Annotated in this window: 28 protein-coding genes, 1 pseudogene and 1 riboswitch; of the genes and pseudogenes, 26 read left to right on the plus strand and 3 right to left on the minus strand. The window is 48.7% G+C overall.

The window, feature by feature from the left end:
* The first annotated feature begins 142 nt into the window (after window positions 1-142).
* From BBI11_RS01050 to BBI11_RS01090, 9 genes and pseudogenes are all read left to right on the plus strand, one after another.
* Complete coding sequence (locus BBI11_RS01050; protein ID WP_068459794.1) at window positions 143-973, plus strand: STAS domain-containing protein; 831 nt, start codon at window positions 143-145, stop codon at window positions 971-973.
* A gap of 224 nt (window positions 974-1,197) precedes the next feature.
* Window positions 1,198-2,343, plus strand: coding sequence for a GAF and HD-GYP domain-containing protein (locus tag BBI11_RS01055; RefSeq protein WP_068459796.1), 1,146 nt, complete (start codon window positions 1,198-1,200; stop codon window positions 2,341-2,343).
* Window positions 2,340-2,684 carry a DUF3307 domain-containing protein gene (locus BBI11_RS01060; protein WP_068459798.1) on the plus strand — a complete coding sequence of 115 codons (345 nt, stop codon included), beginning with the start codon at window positions 2,340-2,342 and terminating at the stop codon, window positions 2,682-2,684. Before BBI11_RS01055 ends, BBI11_RS01060 begins: the two co-directional genes overlap by 4 nt.
* A gap of 12 nt (window positions 2,685-2,696) precedes the next feature.
* Window positions 2,697-4,511, plus strand: coding sequence for an adenylate/guanylate cyclase domain-containing protein (locus tag BBI11_RS01065; protein WP_068459800.1), 1,815 nt, complete (start codon window positions 2,697-2,699; stop codon window positions 4,509-4,511).
* A 29-nt stretch (window positions 4,512-4,540) separates the two neighbouring features.
* Window positions 4,541-4,987 carry a flagellar assembly protein FliW gene (fliW, locus tag BBI11_RS01070; RefSeq protein ID WP_068459802.1) on the plus strand — a complete coding sequence of 149 codons (447 nt, stop codon included), beginning with the start codon at window positions 4,541-4,543 and terminating at the stop codon, window positions 4,985-4,987.
* 3 nt (window positions 4,988-4,990) lie between these two features.
* Complete coding sequence (gene csrA / locus BBI11_RS01075) at window positions 4,991-5,212, plus strand: carbon storage regulator CsrA (RefSeq protein WP_058382099.1); 222 nt, start codon at window positions 4,991-4,993, stop codon at window positions 5,210-5,212.
* Window positions 5,213-5,428: 216 nt separating this feature from the next.
* The gene (locus BBI11_RS16700; protein ID WP_068459804.1) at window positions 5,429-6,454 is read left to right on the plus strand and encodes a flagellin N-terminal helical domain-containing protein; all 1,026 of its coding nucleotides are present in this window, start codon (window positions 5,429-5,431) and stop codon (window positions 6,452-6,454) included.
* Between the two features lie 342 nt (window positions 6,455-6,796).
* Window positions 6,797-6,910 (plus strand): annotated as a pseudogene (locus tag BBI11_RS01085) (flagellin); the annotation flags it as partial.
* A 70-nt stretch (window positions 6,911-6,980) separates the two neighbouring features.
* Window positions 6,981-7,157, plus strand: coding sequence for a YjfB family protein (locus BBI11_RS01090; protein WP_068459806.1), 177 nt, complete (start codon window positions 6,981-6,983; stop codon window positions 7,155-7,157).
* Between the two features lie 446 nt (window positions 7,158-7,603).
* Here the strand turns inward: BBI11_RS01090 and BBI11_RS01100 are convergent, their stop codons facing one another.
* On the minus strand, window positions 7,604-8,083 hold the full coding sequence (locus BBI11_RS01100) for a hypothetical protein (protein WP_068459810.1): 480 nt from the start codon (window positions 8,081-8,083) through the stop codon (window positions 7,604-7,606).
* Between the two features lie 244 nt (window positions 8,084-8,327).
* On the opposite strand from BBI11_RS01100, the gene BBI11_RS01105 reads away from it, so the two are divergent.
* The 13 genes from BBI11_RS01105 to flgL all read left to right on the plus strand — a co-directional run bounded on the left by BBI11_RS01105 (window position 8,328) and on the right by flgL (window position 17,534).
* The gene (locus tag BBI11_RS01105) at window positions 8,328-9,068 is read left to right on the plus strand and encodes a glucosaminidase domain-containing protein (protein ID WP_237150301.1); all 741 of its coding nucleotides are present in this window, start codon (window positions 8,328-8,330) and stop codon (window positions 9,066-9,068) included.
* A gap of 125 nt (window positions 9,069-9,193) precedes the next feature.
* Complete coding sequence (gene flaG / locus BBI11_RS01110; RefSeq protein WP_068459814.1) at window positions 9,194-9,538, plus strand: flagellar protein FlaG; 345 nt, start codon at window positions 9,194-9,196, stop codon at window positions 9,536-9,538.
* Between the two features lie 18 nt (window positions 9,539-9,556).
* A complete protein-coding gene (gene fliD, locus BBI11_RS01115) occupies window positions 9,557-11,065 on the plus strand; it encodes a flagellar filament capping protein FliD (RefSeq protein ID WP_237150302.1) in 1,509 nt (502 codons plus the stop codon).
* Window positions 11,065-11,445: a hypothetical protein gene (locus BBI11_RS01120; RefSeq protein ID WP_068459816.1), complete on the plus strand. Its 381-nt coding sequence runs from the start codon at window positions 11,065-11,067 to the stop codon at window positions 11,443-11,445. Before fliD ends, BBI11_RS01120 begins: the two co-directional genes overlap by 1 nt.
* A 15-nt stretch (window positions 11,446-11,460) precedes the next feature.
* Window positions 11,461-11,835, plus strand: a complete 375-nt coding sequence (fliS, locus tag BBI11_RS01125; protein WP_068459818.1) for a flagellar export chaperone FliS — start codon at window positions 11,461-11,463, stop codon at window positions 11,833-11,835.
* 259 nt (window positions 11,836-12,094) lie between these two features.
* Complete coding sequence (gene motA, locus BBI11_RS01130) at window positions 12,095-12,892, plus strand: flagellar motor stator protein MotA (RefSeq protein WP_068459819.1); 798 nt, start codon at window positions 12,095-12,097, stop codon at window positions 12,890-12,892.
* A complete protein-coding gene (motB, locus tag BBI11_RS01135; RefSeq protein WP_068459821.1) occupies window positions 12,882-13,649 on the plus strand; it encodes a flagellar motor protein MotB in 768 nt (255 codons plus the stop codon). Before motA ends, motB begins: the two co-directional genes overlap by 11 nt.
* A gap of 7 nt (window positions 13,650-13,656) precedes the next feature.
* Window positions 13,657-14,076 carry a flagellar basal body-associated FliL family protein gene (locus BBI11_RS01140; RefSeq protein WP_068459822.1) on the plus strand — a complete coding sequence of 140 codons (420 nt, stop codon included), beginning with the start codon at window positions 13,657-13,659 and terminating at the stop codon, window positions 14,074-14,076.
* A 110-nt stretch (window positions 14,077-14,186) separates the two neighbouring features.
* On the plus strand, window positions 14,187-14,597 hold the full coding sequence (locus BBI11_RS01145; RefSeq protein WP_068459824.1) for a hypothetical protein: 411 nt from the start codon (window positions 14,187-14,189) through the stop codon (window positions 14,595-14,597).
* Between the two features lie 20 nt (window positions 14,598-14,617).
* Complete coding sequence (gene flgM, locus BBI11_RS01150) at window positions 14,618-14,890, plus strand: flagellar biosynthesis anti-sigma factor FlgM (RefSeq protein ID WP_068459826.1); 273 nt, start codon at window positions 14,618-14,620, stop codon at window positions 14,888-14,890.
* On the plus strand, window positions 14,887-15,408 hold the full coding sequence (locus BBI11_RS01155) for a flagellar protein FlgN (protein ID WP_237150303.1): 522 nt from the start codon (window positions 14,887-14,889) through the stop codon (window positions 15,406-15,408). Before flgM ends, BBI11_RS01155 begins: the two co-directional genes overlap by 4 nt.
* 26 nt (window positions 15,409-15,434) lie before the next feature.
* Window positions 15,435-16,628, plus strand: a complete 1,194-nt coding sequence (gene flgK, locus BBI11_RS01160) for a flagellar hook-associated protein FlgK (RefSeq protein WP_068459830.1) — start codon at window positions 15,435-15,437, stop codon at window positions 16,626-16,628.
* A 24-nt stretch (window positions 16,629-16,652) separates the two neighbouring features.
* Window positions 16,653-17,534, plus strand: a complete 882-nt coding sequence (gene flgL, locus BBI11_RS01165) for a flagellar hook-associated protein FlgL (protein WP_068459831.1) — start codon at window positions 16,653-16,655, stop codon at window positions 17,532-17,534.
* A gap of 140 nt (window positions 17,535-17,674) precedes the next feature.
* Here flgL and BBI11_RS01170 read toward each other — a convergent pair whose 3' ends face one another.
* Together BBI11_RS01170 and BBI11_RS01175 are read right to left on the minus strand one after the other, a co-directional pair.
* Window positions 17,675-18,487 carry a flagellar hook-basal body protein gene (locus tag BBI11_RS01170; protein ID WP_068459833.1) on the minus strand — a complete coding sequence of 271 codons (813 nt, stop codon included), beginning with the start codon at window positions 18,485-18,487 and terminating at the stop codon, window positions 17,675-17,677.
* A gap of 15 nt (window positions 18,488-18,502) precedes the next feature.
* Window positions 18,503-19,306: a flagellar hook-basal body protein gene (locus BBI11_RS01175; RefSeq protein WP_068459835.1), complete on the minus strand. Its 804-nt coding sequence runs from the start codon at window positions 19,304-19,306 to the stop codon at window positions 18,503-18,505.
* A gap of 215 nt (window positions 19,307-19,521) precedes the next feature.
* A riboswitch (cyclic di-GMP riboswitch) is annotated at window positions 19,522-19,608 on the plus strand.
* Between the two features lie 80 nt (window positions 19,609-19,688).
* On the opposite strand from BBI11_RS01175, the gene flgB reads away from it, so the two are divergent.
* From flgB to fliF, 4 genes are read left to right on the plus strand one after another with little or no spacing between them, the layout of a single operon-like run.
* Window positions 19,689-20,081: a flagellar basal body rod protein FlgB gene (flgB, locus tag BBI11_RS01180; protein ID WP_068459837.1), complete on the plus strand. Its 393-nt coding sequence runs from the start codon at window positions 19,689-19,691 to the stop codon at window positions 20,079-20,081.
* A 5-nt stretch (window positions 20,082-20,086) separates the two neighbouring features.
* Complete coding sequence (flgC, locus tag BBI11_RS01185) at window positions 20,087-20,539, plus strand: flagellar basal body rod protein FlgC (protein WP_068459839.1); 453 nt, start codon at window positions 20,087-20,089, stop codon at window positions 20,537-20,539.
* 25 nt (window positions 20,540-20,564) lie between these two features.
* Window positions 20,565-20,861, plus strand: a complete 297-nt coding sequence (fliE, locus tag BBI11_RS01190) for a flagellar hook-basal body complex protein FliE (RefSeq protein ID WP_068459841.1) — start codon at window positions 20,565-20,567, stop codon at window positions 20,859-20,861.
* Between the two features lie 22 nt (window positions 20,862-20,883).
* A complete protein-coding gene (fliF, locus tag BBI11_RS01195) occupies window positions 20,884-22,524 on the plus strand; it encodes a flagellar basal-body MS-ring/collar protein FliF (RefSeq protein ID WP_068459843.1) in 1,641 nt (546 codons plus the stop codon).
* The last annotated feature ends 4 nt before the right edge of the window (window positions 22,525-22,528 follow it).

Genomic DNA, 22,528 nt, shown 5'->3' on the forward strand with positions numbered 1-22,528 from the left:
TATGTGAAAACCCCGCCTGAAACATTAGGCGGGGTTTTGTTACAACAGTATGTCATTGTCATGTATATGGTCAAATCGGCGTGCCTGCCCTTATACAAAATGGTATACTGAAGGCAATTCATTGGAAAAGGTGGCAGGCGAAATGTCTTCATTTACGGAGTTTTGCGGATATATCACAGCGAGCCCGCGGACGCTTGCTGAACAAGTAGTCGACCGGGTGCTTGCGAAAATCGACCAGGATATCCCGGCAGCGGAGAGCTTGCGGGCGGTTGAAATGTACGAAGAATTGCTGGGCCATCTTGGGGAAACCCTCGGTAACGAAGCCGACCTGGACGTGCCGGATGCATTGATCGAGTGGAGCAAGAAAAATGCCGAGATGCAAGTCTCATCTGGCGGCAAGATCTCCGAAATCGTCGTGCGTTATCCGCCGACGCGCGTCGTCATGGCAGAATTGTTCACGGAGTTGAGCGTGAAGTTCGGGCTTAGCCTGGAAGAAAATGCGCGGGTCATCAAGCGCATCAACACTTTGCTTGATGTCAGCCTGAACGAGACCTTCTTTGCGTTTGAGCGACTGCAGGAAAAATACGAAGCGGAAATGCAAAGCGAGATGATTGCCTTGTCGGCGCCGGTCGTCCCAGTTGCGGATGATGTCGTCGTTTTGCCGCTCATTGGCTATCTCGACAGCTATCGCGTCAATCACATTTTGACGAACGTCATCCCGCGCATTGCGGAAATGGACGTCTATCACGTCATCACCGATTTCTCCGGCGTCTTGACGATTGACGACCAAACCGCAGAAGCGATCCACCATATCGGCAGCACATTCAGCTTAATGGGCATTCACGTCGTCGTGGCAGGATTGCGGCCAGATTTGGTGCAAACCATCGTCCGCTCGGGCATTCAATTGTCGTCGGCAGATGCTTATGCAACCGTCAAACAAGCGCTAGAAAGCTTGGAGAAAATTGAATCGTAACGCTGTAAACAACCAGGCCCTCAGGAGGTCTGGTTTTTTTACGTCTTTTTAGTAAATTTTTTGTGAAAATAGCCGATAATAAAAGAGAAGCCCAACGAGTAAATGCCTAGTATCGTCACCACGAGCCGTGATTTTCATCCAGGCTCCACAATACATGGACTGTCACGAGGTCACAAACTAGCGGTTGGCGTCTGATTTCAAAGTAAAAATAGCGGAGGCCATTCATGAACGACATACAACAATTGGAACAGCGCATTCAGGAATTGATAGCATTATGGGATGCTGCGAAAGACCTTAATTCCCATCTCGAACTGGATAAAGTATTCGACCACATCCTCCAGCAGATGATGCACGTGATCGGCGCGGAAGCGGGCACTTTGTGGATCGTGGATGCAGAAGGGCAAGAATTGCAAGCCGTTTCTGCATTCGGCCCAGCCGCCGCGGAGATTCTCGATGTGACCATGCCACAAGGGCAAGGCATCGTCTGGAAAGTGCTTGAAACCGGCCAGGCGGAACGAATCGGGGATGTCTCGACGCATGCCGATTGGAACGGGCGCATCGACCGGGAGAGCGGATTCCACACAAGTTCCTTAATGACAGTGCCATTAATCATCAAAGGCCAATCGCTCGGCTCGCTGCAATTGCTCAATAAGCGAGACGGGGAAGGATTCACCGAACAGGATTTGCGCTTGGCAGAAGCGTTGGCGCATCAATCCGCGCTCGCGCTTCACAATAGCCAAATGTACGATGAGCTCAACCGGATGCTCCTTAGCATGATCCGTACGCTCGCGACCGTGCTCGATGCACGCGATCCCTATACATCCGGCCATTCGGGGCGCGTCGCGAATTATTCATTATGGATCGCCCAGAAAATGGGGCTGCCTTTAAATGAATGCGAAGAATTGTATAAAGCGGCGCTGCTTCACGATATCGGGAAAATCGGCATTCGCGACGAATTACTGCAAAAGCCCGGGCGCTTGACGCAAGAAGAATACAGCACCATCCAGCAGCATACCTTAATCGGTGCGGGGATTCTCGGAAACATGGAGCCGAGGCGCGCGATGGAGCAGGCGGTGGCGACGGCGAAATCCCATCACGAACGCTTAGATGGCAGCGGTTATCCAGAAGGGCTTGTAGGGGAGGCGATTCCCTTGTTTGCGCGCATCGTCAGCGTGGCCGATACCTTTGATGCAATGACCACGGTGCGTTCCTATAGCAATGGCTTCACTCCGCAACAAGGCGCCGCAGAACTCGTGCGCTGCCGCGGGGAGTTGTTCGAAGCGGAAGTGGTCGATGCGATGATCGCCATCTTGGAAGAATGCGATTACGATTTAAGCACGTATAAAACAGAGCGGAGATACCAAATATGAGCATGTTCGATTATTTACTGCTGGGCCATTTGGTCGGCGACTTTTTGCTGCAGACTTCGTGGATGGCGCAATACAAGGCGACCAAATGGCTGCCACTGCTCGCGCACGTCACCGTGTACACGGCCGTTATCGCCTTGTTCGGCTCGTTTGCCGGGGGCTTATCGCTATCGGCGCTTGCGCTCGTATTTTTGAGCCATGTGGTGCTCGACCGGCGGCGCTTTGTCGCGTTTTGGGTCAGGCGCATTCAAATGGCCACGGGGTCGGAAAGCAAATGGCTAACGATTGTAGCGGATCAGATTTTCCATCTATTGTTCTTGGCCTTGGCGATTGCGTTGACATAGGAGTGAGTGAAGATGACATTGAAATCAAAGCATTACATCATTGAAAAAGAATATCCGGTCGACCGGCAGACGGCGTGGGAGCTGCTAGCGGATAACAACCGCTTGAACGATGCGATTGGCTTGTTTCCCGTGAAATTTCAGCCGAATAAAACAGAAGCGACCGGCTTGATCTACCGGGAAGCGGCAGCGAAAGTGATGGGCGTCGTGCCGATGACGTGGAAATCACTGCCGTTTGAATGGCAGGAGCTGGAGTATTACACGACCGAACGGCAATATCTAGACGGGCCGCTCAATTATTACATATTGACGCTGGAATTCTTTGATGTAAGCGAAGGCGAAAAACCGCGCACGAAAGTCCGGCTGACGGCGGAGTTTTCTCCGAAGAATGTGCTCGGCTATGTCGGCATCCAGGCAACGGGAGTGCCGGCGCTAAAGAAAATCATGGCGTTTTTGGACGATTACGAGCCGCAACAGATTGAACAAGCACCAAGGACAAACCAACGCGCACCGAAAGTGAATACCGAACAACTCGAGAGCTTAAGCAAGCAGTTGACCAAGTATCCGGTCGCCCCGGAATTCGCGGCACGTTTGAAGCATTACCTCAACAACAGCACTGAACAAGACGCGGCAGAGATCGTGCCGAAAAATCTAGCGAAACTGTGGAACATGCCGATGGAAGAAGTGTTGCGGGGCATGCTCTATGCCACCAAAACCGGCTTATTGGAACTAAGTTGGCACGTCATTTGCCCGAACTGCCGCGTGTCCAAGGACAATCACCGCAGCTTATCGGAACTCGAGCAAAGCTTTCATTGCGATTTGTGCGGCGTTGCTTACGACGCGAATTTCGACCAGTCCGTCGAATTGCATTTCTCAGTGCATCCGACCGTGCGCACCGCTTACGCAGAAGTGTATTGCGTCGGCAGCCCGCTTATCACGCCGCATGTCATCGCACAGCGCATCGTCCGGGCAGGGCAATCGGTCAGTTTTAAGCCGGTCGCAGGCGATACGCCGATGCGCTTGCGTGTCTTGCAATTAAATGACCAAATCCGAATCGGCCAAACCGGTGCTTTCCGTTACACAGCATCCGGCTGGGCCGAATCCTCTCAGGAAGCTGCGGATATTGCCATCGTCAACGACAGCGAAAAAGACATCGTCGTGGCGCTCGAATACGCCGACTGGAGCAAGGAAACGGTGACGGCGGCGAAAGTGACCGCCATGCAGGAATTCCGTGATTTGTTTTCGTCAGAAGTGTTGGCGCCGGGGCAAAAGATCGCCATTGGGCATGTAACGATTCTGTTCACGGATCTCAAAGGCTCGACCGCACTTTACGAGGAAGCGGGAGACGCCAACGCCTACGGACGCGTGCGTGGCCATTTCGACTTCTTGACCGAGCACATCAAGCAAAATTCCGGCAGTGTTGTCAAAACGATTGGGGACGCGGTCATGGCGGTGTTCTCAAAACCCGCAGATGGTGTGAAGGCGGCACTCGCGATTCAGGAACAACTGGGTGCTTTTAACGAACAAACACATGATACACTGCTATTAAGAGTCGGCTTATTCAGCGGGCCGGCCATCGCCGTCAACTCAAACGACCGACTCGATTATTTCGGCCGCACCGTAAATCTAGCGGCGCGCGTGCAAGGGCAAGGAGATGCGGGCGAAGTGATCATCAGCCGAGCGCTGTTTGAACAGCCGGACGTAGCGAAGCTGTTGGAAGGGCAAGGCTTATCAATCGAGTCGTTTACCGCGGAACTAAAAGGCATTGAAGGCGAGCAAGCTTTAGTGCGTTTGCGCATGCACGAGATGGCTCATATAGAAGCAGGTTAAATCAGGTTCATATAGAAAGGAAGTCAGCGATGAAAATCCAAACTGAACAATTCGGCGAACTCGAACTTGAAGACGATCGCCTCTTAACATTCGAGCGCGGCATTCCGGGATTTGAAGAGGAGACGACATTCGTCTTGCTTCCGGCAGACCCATCAGGCGACTCGCCGTTCTTTTTCCTCCAGTCCACAGAACACGCAGCAATCAGCTTTTTCATGGCAGATCCGTTCGTCTTTTTGCCGGACTATGAAGTAAAGCTCGATGACACTTTGACTGGGCAATTAAAACTGGAAGACCCGTCTGCGGCGATTGTCTTGGTGACGGTCACGCCGAATAAACAAATCGGAGACGCGACCGCGAACTTGAAAGCGCCGGTCGTCATCAATAACAAACAACAGCTCGGCAAGCAAATCGTCCTCAACAACGCGAACTACCAAGTGAAACATCCGCTATTCCAACAAGCGGCAAGGCAGGTGTAAGCGATGCTCGTACTCGGACGCAAAGTCGGCGAATCGATCGTCATCGACGACAATATCGAAATTACAGTCACTTCCATCGAAGGCGACCTCATCAAACTGGGGATTTCCGCACCGAAAGAAATTCCGATTCACCGGAAAGAGATTTACTTGGAGATTCAGGAAGAGAATAAGAACGCGGTGTCGAATGTCATTGATATTAGTGATTTTTTGAAGATGAAAAAATAAAACCTGGAGCGGGCTCAGAATTGAGCTTGCTTCAGGTTTTATTGGGTACTTTAGAGAATTTAAATACTAAGATAAAACAATTCCAAAAAGTTTTTAGGAATTTTTAGAAAAAAGCTAAACATTTTAAAACGCCTACCGATAAATAGAGTGTAAGGCAGTCCAAACGGATTTGGGCGCTTGCAAAAAATAAAAAACATTACACGGAGGTAATACACAATGATTATCAATCACAACATCGCAGCACTTAACACGCACCGCCAAATGGGTTCAGCACAAAGCGCACAAATGGACAGCATGGAGAAATTATCTTCTGGTATGCGTATCAACAAAGCGGCAGACGATGCAGCTGGACTTTCAATTTCTGAAAAAATGCGCGGACAGATTCGCGGATTAGAGCAAGCTTCAACAAATGCTCAAGACAGTATCTCTCTTATCCAAACGGCAGAAGGTGCTTTAAGTGAGACGCAAGACATACTTCAACGCATGCGCGAAATATCTGTGCAATCTTCAAACGGTACTTACACAGCCGATGACCGTAAAGCGCTCAATGACGAGTTCGGTAAATTAAAAGAAGAGATTGACAGTATTTCTGATAAGACAACATTTAATACTCAGAAACTATTAAATGGTAACTTTGGAGCGAAAGTTGATAGTGATGTTACTGAAACTACAGCATTGGCTGTTACAGGAGTTACTTCAATTCAAACTTCTGGAGGAATAGCAGCGGGAGAATATGATATTACTGTAGCGGCTGGAGTATATACACTTGCAGATGCTGCTGGAAATGAAATTGCTAAAGGTACTGATAAAGCCGGGGAAGGTTTTATCGAGTTTAAGCAAATTGATGCTCAAGGTAAAAGTACTGGGGTCACTACTTTAACTGTAGCTACAGATTCTGATTATGTAGGAGCCTCACTAGGTACTACAAAAGTAGAAATCACTGGTGCACAAGCACAATTCCAAATTGGTGCTAATAAAGGTGAAACATTAAGCCTGTCTATTAACGATATGTCTACTACTGGCTTGGCACTTAATACATCACATGTGGGAACTTTTGAAGACGCCCAAGCTGCATTAGAATCGATTGATACAGCACTCAAGACTGTATCTTCTGAACGCTCTAACTTAGGAGCAACTCAAAACCGTTTGGACCACACAATTAACAACTTAAACACATCAGCAGAAAATATCACAGCAGCGGAATCAAGAATCCGCGACGTTGATTATGCCGAAGCCGCGTAAGCGAGCAGAGGTACAGTCGTCCTGATTGGTAACGATCAGAGATTACGACCGGGTGAATTGCTGGAAAGTCCTGATAGCTTTTATTGCCACAACGTAGTTGGAAACGACAAGCGTGACGGCTTTAGAAAATAAAAGATTGGGCAATCAGCAGCCAAGCTCCTGTCTCGAAAGAGTGGAGAAGGTTCAACGACTAGGATAGACCATCTAAGGCGAAAGCTATGGTGATGAAATCCGTAGGTGACACAGTGTCCATCAGCACTGATTGATCCGAAGTGCCCGGCCCCTACTAGTTTAGAGGGTGAAGATATAGTCTAGTCATTTATGAAAGTAAATGTTCGCACGATGGCGAAAGAAATGATGGAACAAACAAAGAACTCGATCCTTGCACAAGCATCACAAGCAATGTTGGCGCAAGCAAATCAGGCTCCGCAACAAGTTCTTCAATTGCTACGTTAATTTTAAACATCAAAAGGAGCCTGATTTTAGGCTCCTTTTTTTATAAGCAAGTTCACAAGGGGGAGTTCCTATGGATATCGCCGCTTTATCGATGTCACTCAGCCAGTTGAATGTACGACAGGAAGCGAGTGTTTTAGTGACCAAGAAAGCGATGGATCAAGCTGAAACGAATAGCGCGAGTGTTGTGAAGATGCTTGAACAATCCGTGCAGCCGCATATTGGTGGATCGGTGGATTTGAAAGGTTAAAATGTTTATAACGAAAGGGCTGCCAACGAAATCGGCAGCCCTTTTTTATATGCGGAAACAATGATTGGTAATCTGACTGATGTTCAATCCGATCTCAAGTTTTAATTTGATTAATTGGGTTTTATATCTTTCATTGATTTCTATTTGGTATGGCTTTGTATGAGTGGTCATACTTTTTACGGAGTTAGCCATTTTGAAGAAATTAGTGTGATCTTGAAGGAGTGCCTGCAGGATAGCCAACTTTTCGTACTGATTGTTGATTTCAAAAGTCGGTTTTTTAAGAATTAAATCTTCAGGTAAATAGATAGTTGACCTTTTCGCTATAGGTCTCATATTTCTTTGAAATGGCTTTTTTCGAGCCATTGAACCATGGATATATGGTGTAACCAGCTTCAAGAAATAGTTAATCTGGAATTGATCGTAGAGAATAAGGCGATTCTGGCCATCTATAGAAAAGGTGAAACCAAATTTTCTGTTGAGCAAATCAATGAGAAACTGGTTTTCTGAAGGAGAGAAGCTGTCAGTAGAAAGAATAATTTTTTTTTTACTAGCCCGTTTCGCTGATTTAAATGGCCATCATCTTGATACCACCAAGCCAAAGATCTTTCGGTGAAATGCTGTTCGATATAAGCGAAGGGTAATTCCTTTTTGTCGCGAGGATACCATGTTTCATACAAAGCATTTAATTCCTGAGAAGTGCGAGATTGAACTACATAGCATTCTGTAAATCCTTGAGCGACCCTTGAGTCTATTACTCTCTTATATTTTGGAGGAGCTAGTGGATAGAATTCTGAAAGTTCTTCGAAGCAATGTTCTGACCAGTCTTTATCAGTCAGAGCATGAGTAAACTGAAACCTAGGTTTTCTTCCAGTCTGCTTTGTTAAGCAGCCATCTCCGAGTAATTTCCCGCACATCATTTCTTCCATACGTTTATCTGCTCCTTTATCTAGAGAAGTCTTTTAATAATTATATGAATTTAAAGTGTCTTGTGCAAAATAGAACAAAGCATTCAAACGCAAGTTTTTTACTTCACGAGCTCATGTATAGAGCATGGAAAAAGTCACAGCTTTCATTCCAAATAAAACTACTTTATATAAAGCCTACCACCAATACGCCTATTCTTTTTTCCAACATCTTCTTGTAAACTAAACGAATAAATGGAAACGGAAGGTGTGGAAGAGTATGATGGGGCCGATCAATTCAAATTGGCTGTTTCAGTCGGCGATGAGTTCGCTTCAGCAGACGTCAGCAACAAATGGAAGTGGAGCGGCGAACAGCCAAATGCCCGGGATGGCGGGGCCGGGGGCGTTTATGATGATGTTGATGGCAGCGATGATGGAGAATGTCCAGCAAATGCAGTCACAGCAAATGCCAACTCAACAAGCGCCGGCTGCGAACAGCTTGTCTTTCATGACGCCGGCAAGCTCTTCGTACAATCCGGCTGTCGCGAATCTGACGATGCAGCATAAAGATGTGGCCACAAGCGCTACGGATCAAAGTGATTTGAAGTTTCGGCCGGTCCAGTTTTTGAAACTCGATGGGCAGCTCGACGGGAAATTGAGCGGCACCGCTGTGCATTTCATCGAAGCCGGCAAGAAATACGATATCGACCCGAATCTTTTGTCTGCGATTGCGGTACATGAAACCGGAAACGGCTCGTCACGTGCGGCGAATGAGAAAAACAATATCGCTGGCATGATGGGCAAAAACGGCCTTCGCAGCTATGAATCGGTGGCAGATAGCATTTACGACATGGCACGCAATTTGCGGCAGAATTATTTGAACCAAGGCAAGGAAAGCATCGCACAAATCGGTGCAAAATATGCTCCGGTCGGTGCGGCGAACGATCCGACGGGCCTCAACAACCACTGGACGCAAGGCGTCAGCAAATTTTATACGCAACTCACATAAGATAAGGCAGGCTCTTTACGGGCTTGTCTTATTTTTTTGATTCTGTACTAAAAAAATCCAGGATCGTGCCGATAATAAGGATAGAGAGCTTTTTAGATCGATTTGAGAAGACGGGGAGTGTCGTCATGGAAGTCACTAATCAATCAATGCCACATCTTCAAGAGGCCAGCAAAATAGATCCGATTGTTGCAAAAGAAACGAGAATCCCTGAAAAAAATCAATTCCAAGAACCCGCTCAAACTATCACAAAAGAAATGGTGACGGATAAAGTCGCCGTCATGAACGAATTTTTAGTGCCAACTGAAACCAATATTAAATTCCAGCTGCACGAGCAATTGGAAGTATATTACGTGCAAGTGATTGACACCAAAACCGATGAAGTACTGCGGGAAATTCCGAACCGGAAGTTTTTGGACATGTACGCCTCGATGGCCGAAATTACGGGCATGATGATCGATGAAAAAAGATAAGACAGGAGTGAACAAGCTATGAGCGCAATGCGAATCGGCGGATTGGCTTCCGGGATGGACACTGACTCCATCGTGAAACAAATGATGCAAATACAGAAAATGCCCTTAGATAAACTGATGCAGCAAAAAGTCTGGACCGAGTGGCAGCAAGAAGCGACACGCGAACAGAACCTTGCGTTCTCAAGTCTGCGCACGAGTGCCAGCAATTTGCGCTTGCAGTCGAGCTTCAATGCCTATAGCGCCGAAACCACAGGGTCCGGCAGCGCGAAAGTGACAGCGGGCGCAACGGCGATGAGCGGGAAGTATGATGTGCAAGTCACTGCGCTGGCAACTCCTGCGAAATATACTTCCACAGCAGCGATCCAAAAAACACCGGAAGAAGCAGCAAGATCGACCGATGCCATTGGTGTTGCCGGAAGAATTCTTGTAAACGTCGGAGAAGAGACTGAGGTCGAGGTAAACATTACAGCAGACATGACTTATAAAGCGGTCGCAGATCTATTGCAGTCGGAAACAGCCGGCAGCGTACCCGCTCTTCGCGTCAATTTTGATAATACCACTTCCCGCTTTTTCATTTCCTCGAAAGAATTAGGCGAGGCGCAAAACTTTAGCTTATCTTTCAAGACTGCTGACGGGGCTACAGATAACCCAGAGCTCAGTAAACAAATTACCGGAACGACCAACGCATCAGTTACAACAACCAACGGGGCAAATGGTTCTATCGTTATCGATGACGTTGAAGTAACCGGTCTGACCAGCAATAAAACAACTGTTAACGGGCTGACGATTGAGATGCTCAAAGTTGATACAGACGGTTCATCGTCCATAACCGTTAGCTCCGATCCAGAAAAACCGGTACAGATGCTTAAAGATTTTGTAGAAGCGTACAACAAAACGATTGAAGACCTCCAAAAGCAGATTGTGGAAAAACGCTACCCGGATTTCCAGCCGCTTTCTGACGAACAGAAAAAAGACATGAGCGACAATGAAATCGAATTATGGGAAGAAAAAGCACGCAGCGGCTTGTTGCGCAATGACCCGATCATGAAATCGGCGCTGCAGGATCTGCGACGTGAATTCATGGATAAAGTCGAAAGCATTGGGGATGGCAGTATTAATTTATTGTCCCAAATCGGGATCAATACAGGCGATTACCGCGAAGGCGGAAAGTTGTTCATCGATGAAGATAAATTGAGGACCGCTCTTTCGGAAAAACCGGATGAAGTGATGAACTTGTTCACGGTCCGCAGTGAAGCGGGCGACGGAATCGGTGCGCGCGTCTACGACAAGCTCAACGACATCGTCAAAAACTTGAGCACACAGGCGGGAAGCCCGGCAAGCGCCGTCGACAATAGCACGATGTCCAAGAAACTGCGCCGCATGGAAACGGAAATCACGCGCTGGCAGGACCGCTTGACGAGCATCGAAGACCGTTACTGGAGCCAATTCACGGCGATGGAAAAAGCGCTCAGCAAAATGAATTCACAAAGCGCTTGGATGCAGCAGAATATGTTCGGAGGCATGTAATGGAAAAAAGAATCGATGGGCTCACCGAATTTCTGGCGCAGACACAAGCGATTTATGAACAAGCACAATTGATTGATTCCGATATGGATAAAAATGAACTGGCACCGCTCGAACGGCTTCAAGAGTTGTTCGACAGCCGGCAAGAAACAATCGAAGCGCTCGCTGAACAAGGAACGAGCGAATGGGCGGCGGACGAACAAGCGATCATCGCCAAGATCCAGCAGACGGAAATCCAGCTGCAGCCACTCATGCAGACGATACACGAACAGTTTTCCGCACAGATGGCCCGGCTCGGACAAGCGCGGAAAGTCTCCGGGCAATATGCCGGTGCTTACCGCCAACCGACGAGCGGCGGCTCATTTATCGACCAACGCAAGTAAGAGAGGGGAACAATAATGGCAACGATCAATCCTTACCAGACCTACCAGCAAAATTCCGTCATGACCGCATCTTCTGAAGAATTGACTTTGATGCTCTATAACGGTTGCTTGAAATTCATCAAACTCGCGAAAAAAGCGATGCTGGATAAACAGTTTGAAGAAAAGAACAAAAACTTGCTGAAAGCACAAGCCATCATTCAGGAACTGCGCAGCACCTTGAACCCGGACATCGCATTGTCGCAAGAACTTGAGCAACTTTATGAATACCAAAACAACTCGCTCATGGAAGCGAACATGAAAAACGACGCAGCGGCACTCGACGCCGTACTCGCAGATGTAACCGAACTGCGCAACACATGGAAGCAAGCCATGGCATTGGCAAAACAATAAGGGATATGTCGGGTTGAAGCGTTGAAAAAAATGGAACTCTTGCGCATATCTTTCAATTTACCGTCAAAAGATATGGAGCAAAATAGCGCAGACTCCTGGGGGATCAGTGAAGTGCTGAAATCCATTCGGGCGCTTAGCCCGAATTAGTTCAGCGCGAGCCCCCCGGAAAGCCAGCTGTTTTGCGGAATATCGCAAACAATGGAATCTTCCGTCACATTATTCAACTCAACAAATATCCAAAGTGAAATGAGGTATGGACGTGGATAAGACATCTTGGTTAGGCATCATCTTAGGCGTACTTGTGCTCGTCGGCGGTATGGCCCTAAAAGGCTCCAGTCCGGCCGCACTATATAATCCAGCCGCATTGGTCATCATTTTCATGGGCACCGCTGCCTGTATCTTGATCGCCTTTCCGATGGACGAAGTCAAACGCATCCCCGGGCTATTCAAAGTCCTGTTTGGGGAACAAAAAACATTATCAATCAAAGAAATGATCCCGATGTTCACGGGATGGGCGATGGTCGCCCGTAAAGAGGGCTTGCTCGCACTAGAAGAGCGTGCGGAAGAAGTGGAAGATCCATTTTTGCAGCGCGGCTTGAAGATGGTCGTCGATGGCCAATCGCTCGAGCACATCCGCGACTTGATGGAAGAAGACATCGCGGCGATGGAAGACCGCCACGAACTCGGGGCAAAAATTTTCACGCAAGCCGGTACATATGCGCCGACACTCGGTGTACTCGGAGCGGTTATCGGGCTCGTCGCCGCACTCGGCCATTTGGACGATGTGGCATTGCTCGGGAAATCGATTTCCGCGGCGTTTATTGCGACGCTGTTCGGGATTTTTACAGGATACGTCCTGTGGCACCCATTCGCCAATAAGCTCAAGCGCAAATCTGAAAAGGAAGCGCGCGTGAAGCAAATCATGCTTGAAGGCTTGCTTGCGGTACAAGAAGGCTTGCCTGCACGAACCGTAGAAGAAAAACTCTTGACGTATCTGCCGGCCAAAGACCGTGTGCTAGAAGACGAAACTAAGAGTGGTGTTGAAGTTGAAGCGTAAAAAAAAGCATGAAGAACATGTCGACGAATCCTGGCTCATTCCGTATGCCGATATTTTGACGCTGTTATTGGCCTTGTTTATCGTGCTGTTTGCGGCAAGCAATGTCGACGCTAAGAAATTCAAGGCGATTTCCGAATCGTTCAATGTGGAACTGCAGGGAGGCACTGGCCTGCTCGACCAATCCGCGCCGGTAGAACTCGAGACCGACACTTCACCTTTTGCGATCATTCCGGAAGAAGGCGTGACCGAGAAGATGATGGAAGAAGTAGAAGCGGTGCGCGACCGCCAGGAGCTGGGAGAGTTCCAGGAGAAAATTGAATCGTATATCGACGAAAAAGGCTTATCGCCGAAGCTGGAAACAGAATTGACCGATAAAGGCTTGATGCTGACAATCAATGAAGGCGTCTTGTATGAATCAGGAAGTGCCGATATCGACGAACAGGCGCGCACCATTGCGAGCGAATTATCGGATTTGCTCGTCAGCGACCCGCCGCGCATGATCTATATCGAAGGCCATACAGACAATGTGCCAGCAGCGGGCGGCGAGTTTACATCAAACTGGGAACTCAGTTCGGCGCGCGCCATCAATTTCATGAAGATTTTGCTGGAAAACGGCGACTTGGACCCGAGAAAATTCAGTGCGACTGGCTATAGCGAATACCAGCCGATCGCCACGAACGATACAAAAGACGGGCGCGCACAAAATCGCCGCGTCGAAGTGCTGATTTCTCCTTATCAGACCGAAACCGAAGAGTAAGAGGTGGATGATGAAAAAAGTATTATTGGTTTTATTAATTGCAGCCTTGCTTGGAGCAGGTGGAGCCTTTTATTTCCTCCAAATGGATAAAGAAGTGGACGCCGATGCGCCGCTCACTGCCGATGAAATGGTGGAACTGAGCATCGACACGGAAGAAATCACGACCAATCTCGCCACGCCGGCGTCTTATGCGGTCGTGCAGTTCAATATTCTACTAGGCGATAAAAAAGTAAAAGAAGAAATGGAAAAACGCCACGCGGAAGTGCGCGCGGCGGCCATTGCGACTGTGGCGGGCATGGAAAAAGAACAGCTCGTCGGAACAGAAGGCATCACTTTATTGCAAGATGAGATGGTGGCGCAGCTTGAAAGCCTGGTCGGCGAAGGCAAAGTTGAACGCGTTCTCGTCACACAATTCAAAGTGCAATAATATTTTTTAAAGAAACGCTAAACATTTTTCAAAAACGGCCGATACTAGTAGTATAGATAGTAATTCGAAGAGCCCTGGACAACATAGAACTGACTGATAGAAGAAACTAGGTGATCTATTTGACAACCCCGAAACTGGACAATTGCCCCAGCTGCGGAACGCTGTTTTTGCGTGATCAAATCGCTTGCTGCTTGAAATGCCACCAAGAAAACGAAAAGGCATTCAAAAGAGTTTACCTGTTTTTACAAGAACACGAGCACCGCAACGCGTCGCTTGAAGACGTTCATTTGTTCACGGGCGTCTCGGTCCATAAGATTTCCGAATTCCTTCGGGAAGGCCGGATTTTGACGGGCGACTACCCGAATCTCGGTTATCCGTGCAGCCATTGCAAAACAATAATTCACCGGCATATGCTGTGTGAGGATTGCCGTCTCGATTTCCTCCGGAGCGCTAACGAGATACTGGCGGAAGATGACGAATGGGCAAACAGCACACAAGCACGCTGGAAAATGAAGAAATAACTTTAAGAGGTGGTGAAGGAATGAATATTGATAAAACGAATAGTTCTTCCTTTATTCAATCTTACCAAAAGCAAATGCAGGTGACGCCGGCCCAAAAAGCGCGCCCGCTTCAACAGGAAGACCAATTGCAGATCTCAAGTGAGGCGAAGGCGATGTTCGAGAAGAATACGGAAGCGGATATCGCCCGTCAAGAAAAAATACAGCTGCTCAAAGCACAGGTGGCTTCCGGTGAATACCAAGTCGATTCTGACAAGGTAGCCGAAAAAATCCATCAGTACTGGTTCGATAAATGACAGTTGAGCGGGTCGGAAAAGAGGGAACTCCGGTGTTGAAAATGATGACCGCGACACTTGATGAGCTGATCACCATACAGCAGCAATTGATCCGCTACGCGGAACGCAAACAGACAGTGCTGATCGAGCATAAAATAGACGAACTGACCGAACTGGTTAAAGAAGAGACGCGGCTTATCCGCAGGCTCGGCCAGCTCGAAGACGAGCGCGAACGCCTGGTGATGGACGTGCTTGAAGAGCATCCGGGACTCAGCTTCAGCGAGTTTACCGAACAGATGCCGGACGAAACAGCGAAACGGGCGCTGCAGGAGCAATTGACGTTATTGAAGCAATTGCTTTTGGAGCTGCAGGCCAAAAACCGCCAAAACGAGAAACTGGTACAAGATTCCGTGGATTTTATCCAAGGCATGATCGGCCATATCACGACGCCGGTAAAACAGCCATATAATTACCCGCCGAAATCCGGCGCAGCACCTAAACAGTCAACCAATCGGGGCTTTTTCGATACCAAAGCATAAAGCCCCCAGGGAAAGCAGGGGATCACGTGTCAACTTTTCACACTTTGGAAACCGGCCGCCGCGGCTTATCCGCCGGCCAGGCGAGCCTTTCGACCACAGGCCATAATATCGCAAACGCCAATACGAAAGGCTATTCGCGCCAACAAGTGAACACGAGTTCCGCTGCTTCTTTGGAAGTTTGGACGAGCCAAGGCAAAGGACAGCTTGGCACCGGCGTGACGGTCGATTCGGTCATGCGCGTGCGCGACCGCTTTCTCGACCAGCAATACCGCGGGCATACAGCAGAACTTGCCGAGTGGCAAACGAAAAGTGAAGCGCTCGGAAATGTGGAAACGATTCTCGGCGAGCCGGGAGAAAACGGGTTGAACGCGTCGATGGGCCGTTTATGGAGCGCTTGGCAAGACTTGGAAAGCGACCCGTCGAACGCGGCGGTCCAAGCAGTCGTCAAAGAACGGGCGCAAGCTTTTGCGGACGTGGCAAAAACGATCGACCGCTCGATGGGCGATTTGAAAGTGGAATTGACGGAACGCACGGCAGCGGCACAGACAGAAGCGCAAACATTGATCTCGCGCATTGAAGAGCTGAACAAACACATTTCCCAGAACGGAGCCCAGGCAAACGATTTGCGCGATGCACGCGATGCGGCGGTCGATGAACTGTCTCAGCTGATGGACATCAAAGTGACGGAAAAATCGGATGGCAGTTATGCACTGGCCTTAGCTTCGAACAACCAGCCGGTAAAATCGGGCGAACCGGTCGATCTCGAGGCAGCAGGCGGCAAGCTCGGTGGTCTCGGACAATCCTTAACGACAGTCGAAAATTATCAACAAAAGATCAACACGGCAGTGACAGAATTCGCTCAAGCGAATGGCAATGTTTTTGAAACGGCTTCACCAGCAGGTGAATTGAGCGTTGCAAAAGATGCGCAGCTCGAATTGCCAAAAGGATTAGATGAAGGCGTGAAAAACGTGCAAGCCGATTTCCGTGCTATCGTCAGCGGCCTCGGGGCGGAAGGGCAGACCGCCGGCTATGCAGTTTCTTCGCAAGAGCAATTGATCGTCTCGACAGACAACCGCCGCCAAGCGGTCGCCGGCGTTTCGCTGGATGAAGAAATGTCGAACTTGGTGAAATTCCAGCACGCTTATAATGCCGCAGCCCGCTTAGTATCAACGACCGATGAAATGCTCGATACGATCATCAACCGGATGGCTGCACGCTAAACCCAAAAAACGGAGGACGGCCCAATGAGAGTAACCCAGCAAATGATGCACCAAAATTCCCTGCGCCATATGCAGCAAAATCTTGGGCGTTTTGAAAACACCAGTATGCAGGCATCCAGCGGCAAATTGCTGCATAAGCCGTCCGACAATCCGCAAGCGGTAGCGAAAGCGATGAGTTTGAACAGCGTCATGTCAGCAAACGAACAATACGAGCGCAATATCGGCGATGCCAATTTGTGGCTCGATGAAAATGACCGCTCGATTCAAGCGATGGTCGATGTCACACAGCGCATCCGGGAACTCGGCGTGCAAGGCGGCAGCGGGACATTGTCTCCGGAAGACCGCGAATTGATCTTCAAGGAAGTCGGGGTATTGAACGATCAATTGCGCGAATTCGCGAATGCCGAAGTCGACGGCCGGTATTTATTCGGTGGCGGCGACGGCACGGTGAAGCCGTTTCCGGATGCTGTTTCGTTTGAAGCAGCTCCGCCAAACGGGACGCTGAAAACGGCGAAGATCGGTGTCGGGCTGCAGCTGGAAATCGGCATCTTGCCTCAAACGCTTGTCGGCAGCGGGGACGATCCGACGAATATATTCCGGGCCGTTGGAAAACTCGCTGAAAACATACAAGCTGGCGAAGCGGTTAATCTGGATGAAATCGATAAGGCCATGGAGCGCTTATTGACTTCGGCTGCTGAAAACGGCGCGCGTCAAAACCGCGTCGAAGCGACCGAAAGCCGGCTGTTGGACGCCAAGCTATCACTTGGAACTGCCTTATCTTCTATAGAAGATGTAGATTATGCTGAAATACTAATCAAATTGAAAAGTGAAGAAAGTGTTTACCAAGCAAGCCTGTCATCTTCGGCCAAGATCATGCAGACAAACTTGATGGACTTTCTCCGGTAAACAGCTAATCAAAAGCGATTGGCTGTTTTTTTATTGAAGTTTTCCGAATCAGCCCATATGAAAAAAAGCCGCGCACCAAGAGAGATTTCTCTTGGCGTGCGGCTTTTAATATTATGTTACTAAAAAATAATTTGGCAATATTAGGATTTCATCGTATTCACAAGACCCATCATATCGTCAGCGTAGGAAATGGCGCGCCCTTGTGATTGAAACAATCGCTGGGTGGCGATCAACTCGGTCATTTCGGCGGCCATGTCCACATTCGAGGTTTCCAAAAACCGGTGGGACATCGGCATGTCGATTAATTCGACCACGCCGGCAGCTGCTTGTTCGGCTTGTGTGCCGGGCAAGCGATAGCGATTATCGCCGGCATTTTCAAGAAGGGCAGGGCGAATGATTTTTGCCGTGCCGAGCTGAAAGGTTTCAGGCGGCTGGTTGTCATAAGAAACAGTCACGAGCCCGTCGTTGCCAAGGGACATTTCGCTATAACCGGCGCCGATCGTAATTGGCAGGCCGTCTGCACCGAGCACGGAATCACCGGAAGCGGTGGTGAGCGCAAGCCGGTCACTTTCTGGAATCGCTTCGGCCTGAAAAGAACCGTTTCGTGTGTAGTAGTTTTCCTCGCCATTGGCAATTCGGAAATAAGCGTTTGGCGATTGAAGGGCAAAATCCAGTTCACGGCCGGTTTCTTGCAAGGAGCCTTGCGAGTGGCGGGTAATGCCTTCGGATATCAAGGCGCCACCGCCGATCCGCAGTCCGTTCGGCGTGGTGCGGCCGATTTCGTTGGCCGTTCCGGCTTGCTTCGTCACGCTGTACAACAAGGCGTCGGAAAAATTGGCTTCTTGTTTTTTATAGCCATGCGTATTGACGTTGGCGACGTTATTGGCGATGGAATCGATTTTTTTCTGCAGTTCGCGCATCGTGCTGCTCGCTGTGTTCATTTGAATGTTCATGGACGCTGCTCCTTATCAGACCCGGCCGATTTCATTGACCGCTTTTTCCATGCTGCGGTCATAGGCCTGGATTACTTTTTGGTTGGATTCGAATCCGCGATAAGCGGTCATCATGTCGGTCATGGTGCGGGTCAAGTCGACATTGGACTGTTCGATAAAGCCTTGCTGGGCGTATCGCTCACCGTCAGCGGCGAGTGCCGGTGCATCATCAGGGTCGCCTTCCCAAGCGAGCAAGTTATGGCCTTGCTTGACGAGTTGGCCTGCATCTTCTGTCACACCGATCCACAAGTTTCCGGCGACGGTCCCATCTTCACGGGTAATCGCGCCGCTATCGTCTGCGGAAAATTCACTATCGCCGACTTGCAGCGGCTGAAGATTGTCGCCGAGCACTCGCTGGCCAAAGCTAGTCGCAAGAAAACCTTGTGCGTCTACCGTGAATTGGCCATTGCGCGTATAGCGCACATCGCCGTCTGCCGTTTCTACGGCAAACAATAAATGGCCGCGCTCGCCGGTTTCCGGGTCTGCTGCTAATTTTTCATCGAGCAAAGCGAAGTCTGTGGCATTGCCGGTTTCCCGGATAGGGCCTTGAAGAAACGAAGGAATCGCTTCTTGCAAATAAACACCGGTGGAAAGGTGGCCGATCGGTGCCGGCTGGTTGGCATTTTGCGCCTTGATCAATTGATCTGGAAATGATCGGACTGCCGAATCGTCTGTTTTAAAGCCGGGAGTGCTGGCATTCGCCAAATTATTGGTTAAGACTTGTTGGTATCTGTTTTGCGACATCATCCCTGAAGTCGCCGTATACAATCCACGGAACATATTACCTAGTCACCCTTCCTTTTCTAGTCTAAAGAACTATTAGCCTAATCTGGTATTTTCATTTTAACAGAAAACTGCAGATTAAATGGAAAAAATAGTAGAATTTTTTTACAAAATAAAATAGCCAAAATAAATAAAGCATGATACTATACCGGAGTAATAGTCATTCAAAATGATTCTAAAAGACGAGTTTACAGAAAAATATACCCATATCATGACGAAAATAGCAAACTTATACGAAAGTAAAGGACGCAAAGCTACGGATCTAACTGTCCCAGACACATGACCGCCGGGCTGCCGAAAGATGGTAGATTTGACTCAAATCCGCCTGTTTTTCAGTGGGTTTTTTATTTGGGCAAATTCACAAATAGGGGGTTAAGCGATGAATTTATTTCCATCAAGCATTCAAAAAATGGAGCAGGCTTTGTCGACATCGACATTGAAACAGCGTGTCCATGCCGATAATATCGCCAATGTCGATACGGCCAATTACAAAAGCAAGCAAGTGAACTTTCAGCAAGTGATGGAACAGGCAAGCGCTTCGCGTATGCAAAGTTACCGAACGAATGCGCAACACATGGAGTTTCAAAGTGGGCGGGGAGCTTCGCCGGTGACGGTCAATCACAATACGACAATGACGCCAAATGGCAATAACGTAGATATGGATTTTGAAATGGCGGAACTGGCGAAAAACCAATTATGGTACAACGCCGTTACCGAGCGGATCAATGGCAAATTCAGTAGCCTGAGTTCGGTCATCAACGGAGGGAGATAAGGGGAATGTCTTTATTTAACGGTCTGAATATTAGCGCAACGGGGCTTACGGCTAACCGCTTGCGAATGGATGTCGTCTCTTCAAATATCGCAAATGCCAATACGAACCGTGCCGAGTTAGTGGACGGGGAATGGGTGCCTTATCGCCGCAAAACAGTTGAGTTGTCGACGGCTGATGCTTCGCCTTTTGCCAAACATTTGAGTTCTGCCATGGGGCAAACCGCTGCTGGTGGCGGGGTTAAAGCGAGCGCGATTCGTGAAGACCAGACACCTTTTCCAGTGACTTATAATCCGGATCACCCGGATGCGGATGCTGAAGGGTATGTCCGGACATCGAACGTCGATCCCATTCAAGAAATGGTCGATTTGATGTCTGCCACCCGTTCGTATGAAGCGAACGTGACGGCGATGAACGCGTCGAAAAGCATGTTCATGAAAGCACTCGAAATCGGGAAATAACGAAGTTTAGTTTAGGAGGGGCAGCATGGAGAAAATTGGACAGCTGCAGACGCCGTTTCTGCAAAATCAATTCATGGAAAAATTACAGCCAGAACCGCAAGCGACAGGCTTCGGCGATGTCTTTAAAAATGCATTAAAAGAAGTGAGCAATGCGCAAAATGTATCCGATAAAAAGACCGACCAATTGCTGACGGGCGAAGTACAAGATGTCCACGAAGTGATGATCGCTTCGCAAAAAGCAAGTTTATCCCTGCAGATGACGATGCAAGTGCGCAATAAAGTGGTAGAAGCGTATCAAGAAGTCATGAGAATGCAAGTATGAAAAAGATTAAGGTGTGCGGTCAATGAAAGAAAAGTTCGAAACTTATAAAACCAAAACAAAAGACTCCTGGGGCAGTTTATCGAAAGCGACCAAATGGCTAATGGCCGCGTCCTTTTTCATCACTTTACTTGCTCTAGGGCTTTTTGTTTTCTTCAATAGCCAATCGAATATGTCGCCGCTTTATGCCAATTTGGATCCGGCAGAAGCGGGCGAAATCAAAGCGGCCATCGAGAGCCAAGGCATACCGGTCGAAGTATCGACAGACGGGTCGACGATTTCTGTTCCAGACGAACAAGTGGCTGGGTTGAAAGTCAGCTTAGCGGCTGAAGGCTTGCCGAAAAATGGCAATGTCACGTACGGCATCTTCAGTGAAAACATGGGCCTCGGGATGACTGACCGCCATTTTGATGTCGTCGAACGCGATGCCATGCAAAATGAATTAGCGTATTTGGTCAAGCAAATTGCCGGTGTGACAGATGCCAATGTCATGATTACCTTGCCAAAAGAAAACGTCTGGTTGACCGATGAAGAGCAAGTGTCGACGGCGTCGATTGTCGTCAAAGGCGACGGCACGTTAAATCTAGACCAGAAGCAAATTAATGGCTTGTACCATTTGGTCAGCAAATCGGTGCCGAATTTGCCGATGGAGCAAATCGTCATCATGGACCAAAATGGCCAAGTGTTTGAATTGCAGGATACAGGAGCACCGGATACCAATTTAACGATGTATCAGCAAAATCGTGAAATCCAACAAGGCATCGAACAAGATATTCAGCGTGAATTGCAGCAAATGCTTGGGCTATTGCTCGGGCAAGACAAAGTCGTCGTGTCCGTTATGGCGAATATTGACTTCACGAAAGAAAAACGCGAAGAGCAATTGGTGGAACCGGTCGATCTCGAAACCGGCGAAGGCATCGACATCAGTGTCGAACGAATCGTCGAAACGTATGCAAGCGAAGGCCAAGCCTTAGCAGACGATGCTGGTACCGGCGAGACGGATATTGCCAACTACCCATCAGCAGATGGCAGCGGCACAAGTGAATCTGAACGTACTGAAGAGCGCATCAACCGCGAAGTCAATCGGATCAGTCGACAGATCGAAATGAGTCCTTATGTCATTGACGACATTACGATCAATGTCGGCGTCGAACCGCCAGTGCCGGATAATCCGGCAACATTAACCGAACAGAATATGACGGATATCCGTACCTTATTAGCAAACACTGTGAGCGCCTCGCTCAGCATGAACGAATTCCAGCCGACTCCAGCAGAACTCGATGACCGGATTTCGATCTTTGCGACGGAATTCCAAGGACGTCCCGAAATGGCTGAAGAAGAGCCGGTCGTGACCCTTTGGACAGGCATCCCGCTTCTATGGTATGTGGCAGCAGGTGTTGGCATCCTATTGTTGACGGGCATTATCTTGTTCGTCGTGAAAAGACGCAAAAAGCAACAAGCAGAATTGGAAGCCGAACTGGAAATGGATTATTTCGAGCGAGCGGCAGCAAAAATGCAACCAGCAGCAAGCACGCAAGAAGGCGAAGTGGATTTGTCCGAGTTTAATAATCGAACGAATCCGAAACGCAAAACGATCGAGAAGCTTGCCAAGGGACGCCCGGACGACTTTACGAATTTACTGCGCTCGTGGATGGCGGATGATTAGGAGA

The organism is Planococcus maritimus, from assembly GCF_001687625.2.
Lineage (GTDB): Bacteria > Bacillota > Bacilli > Bacillales_A > Planococcaceae > Planococcus > Planococcus maritimus.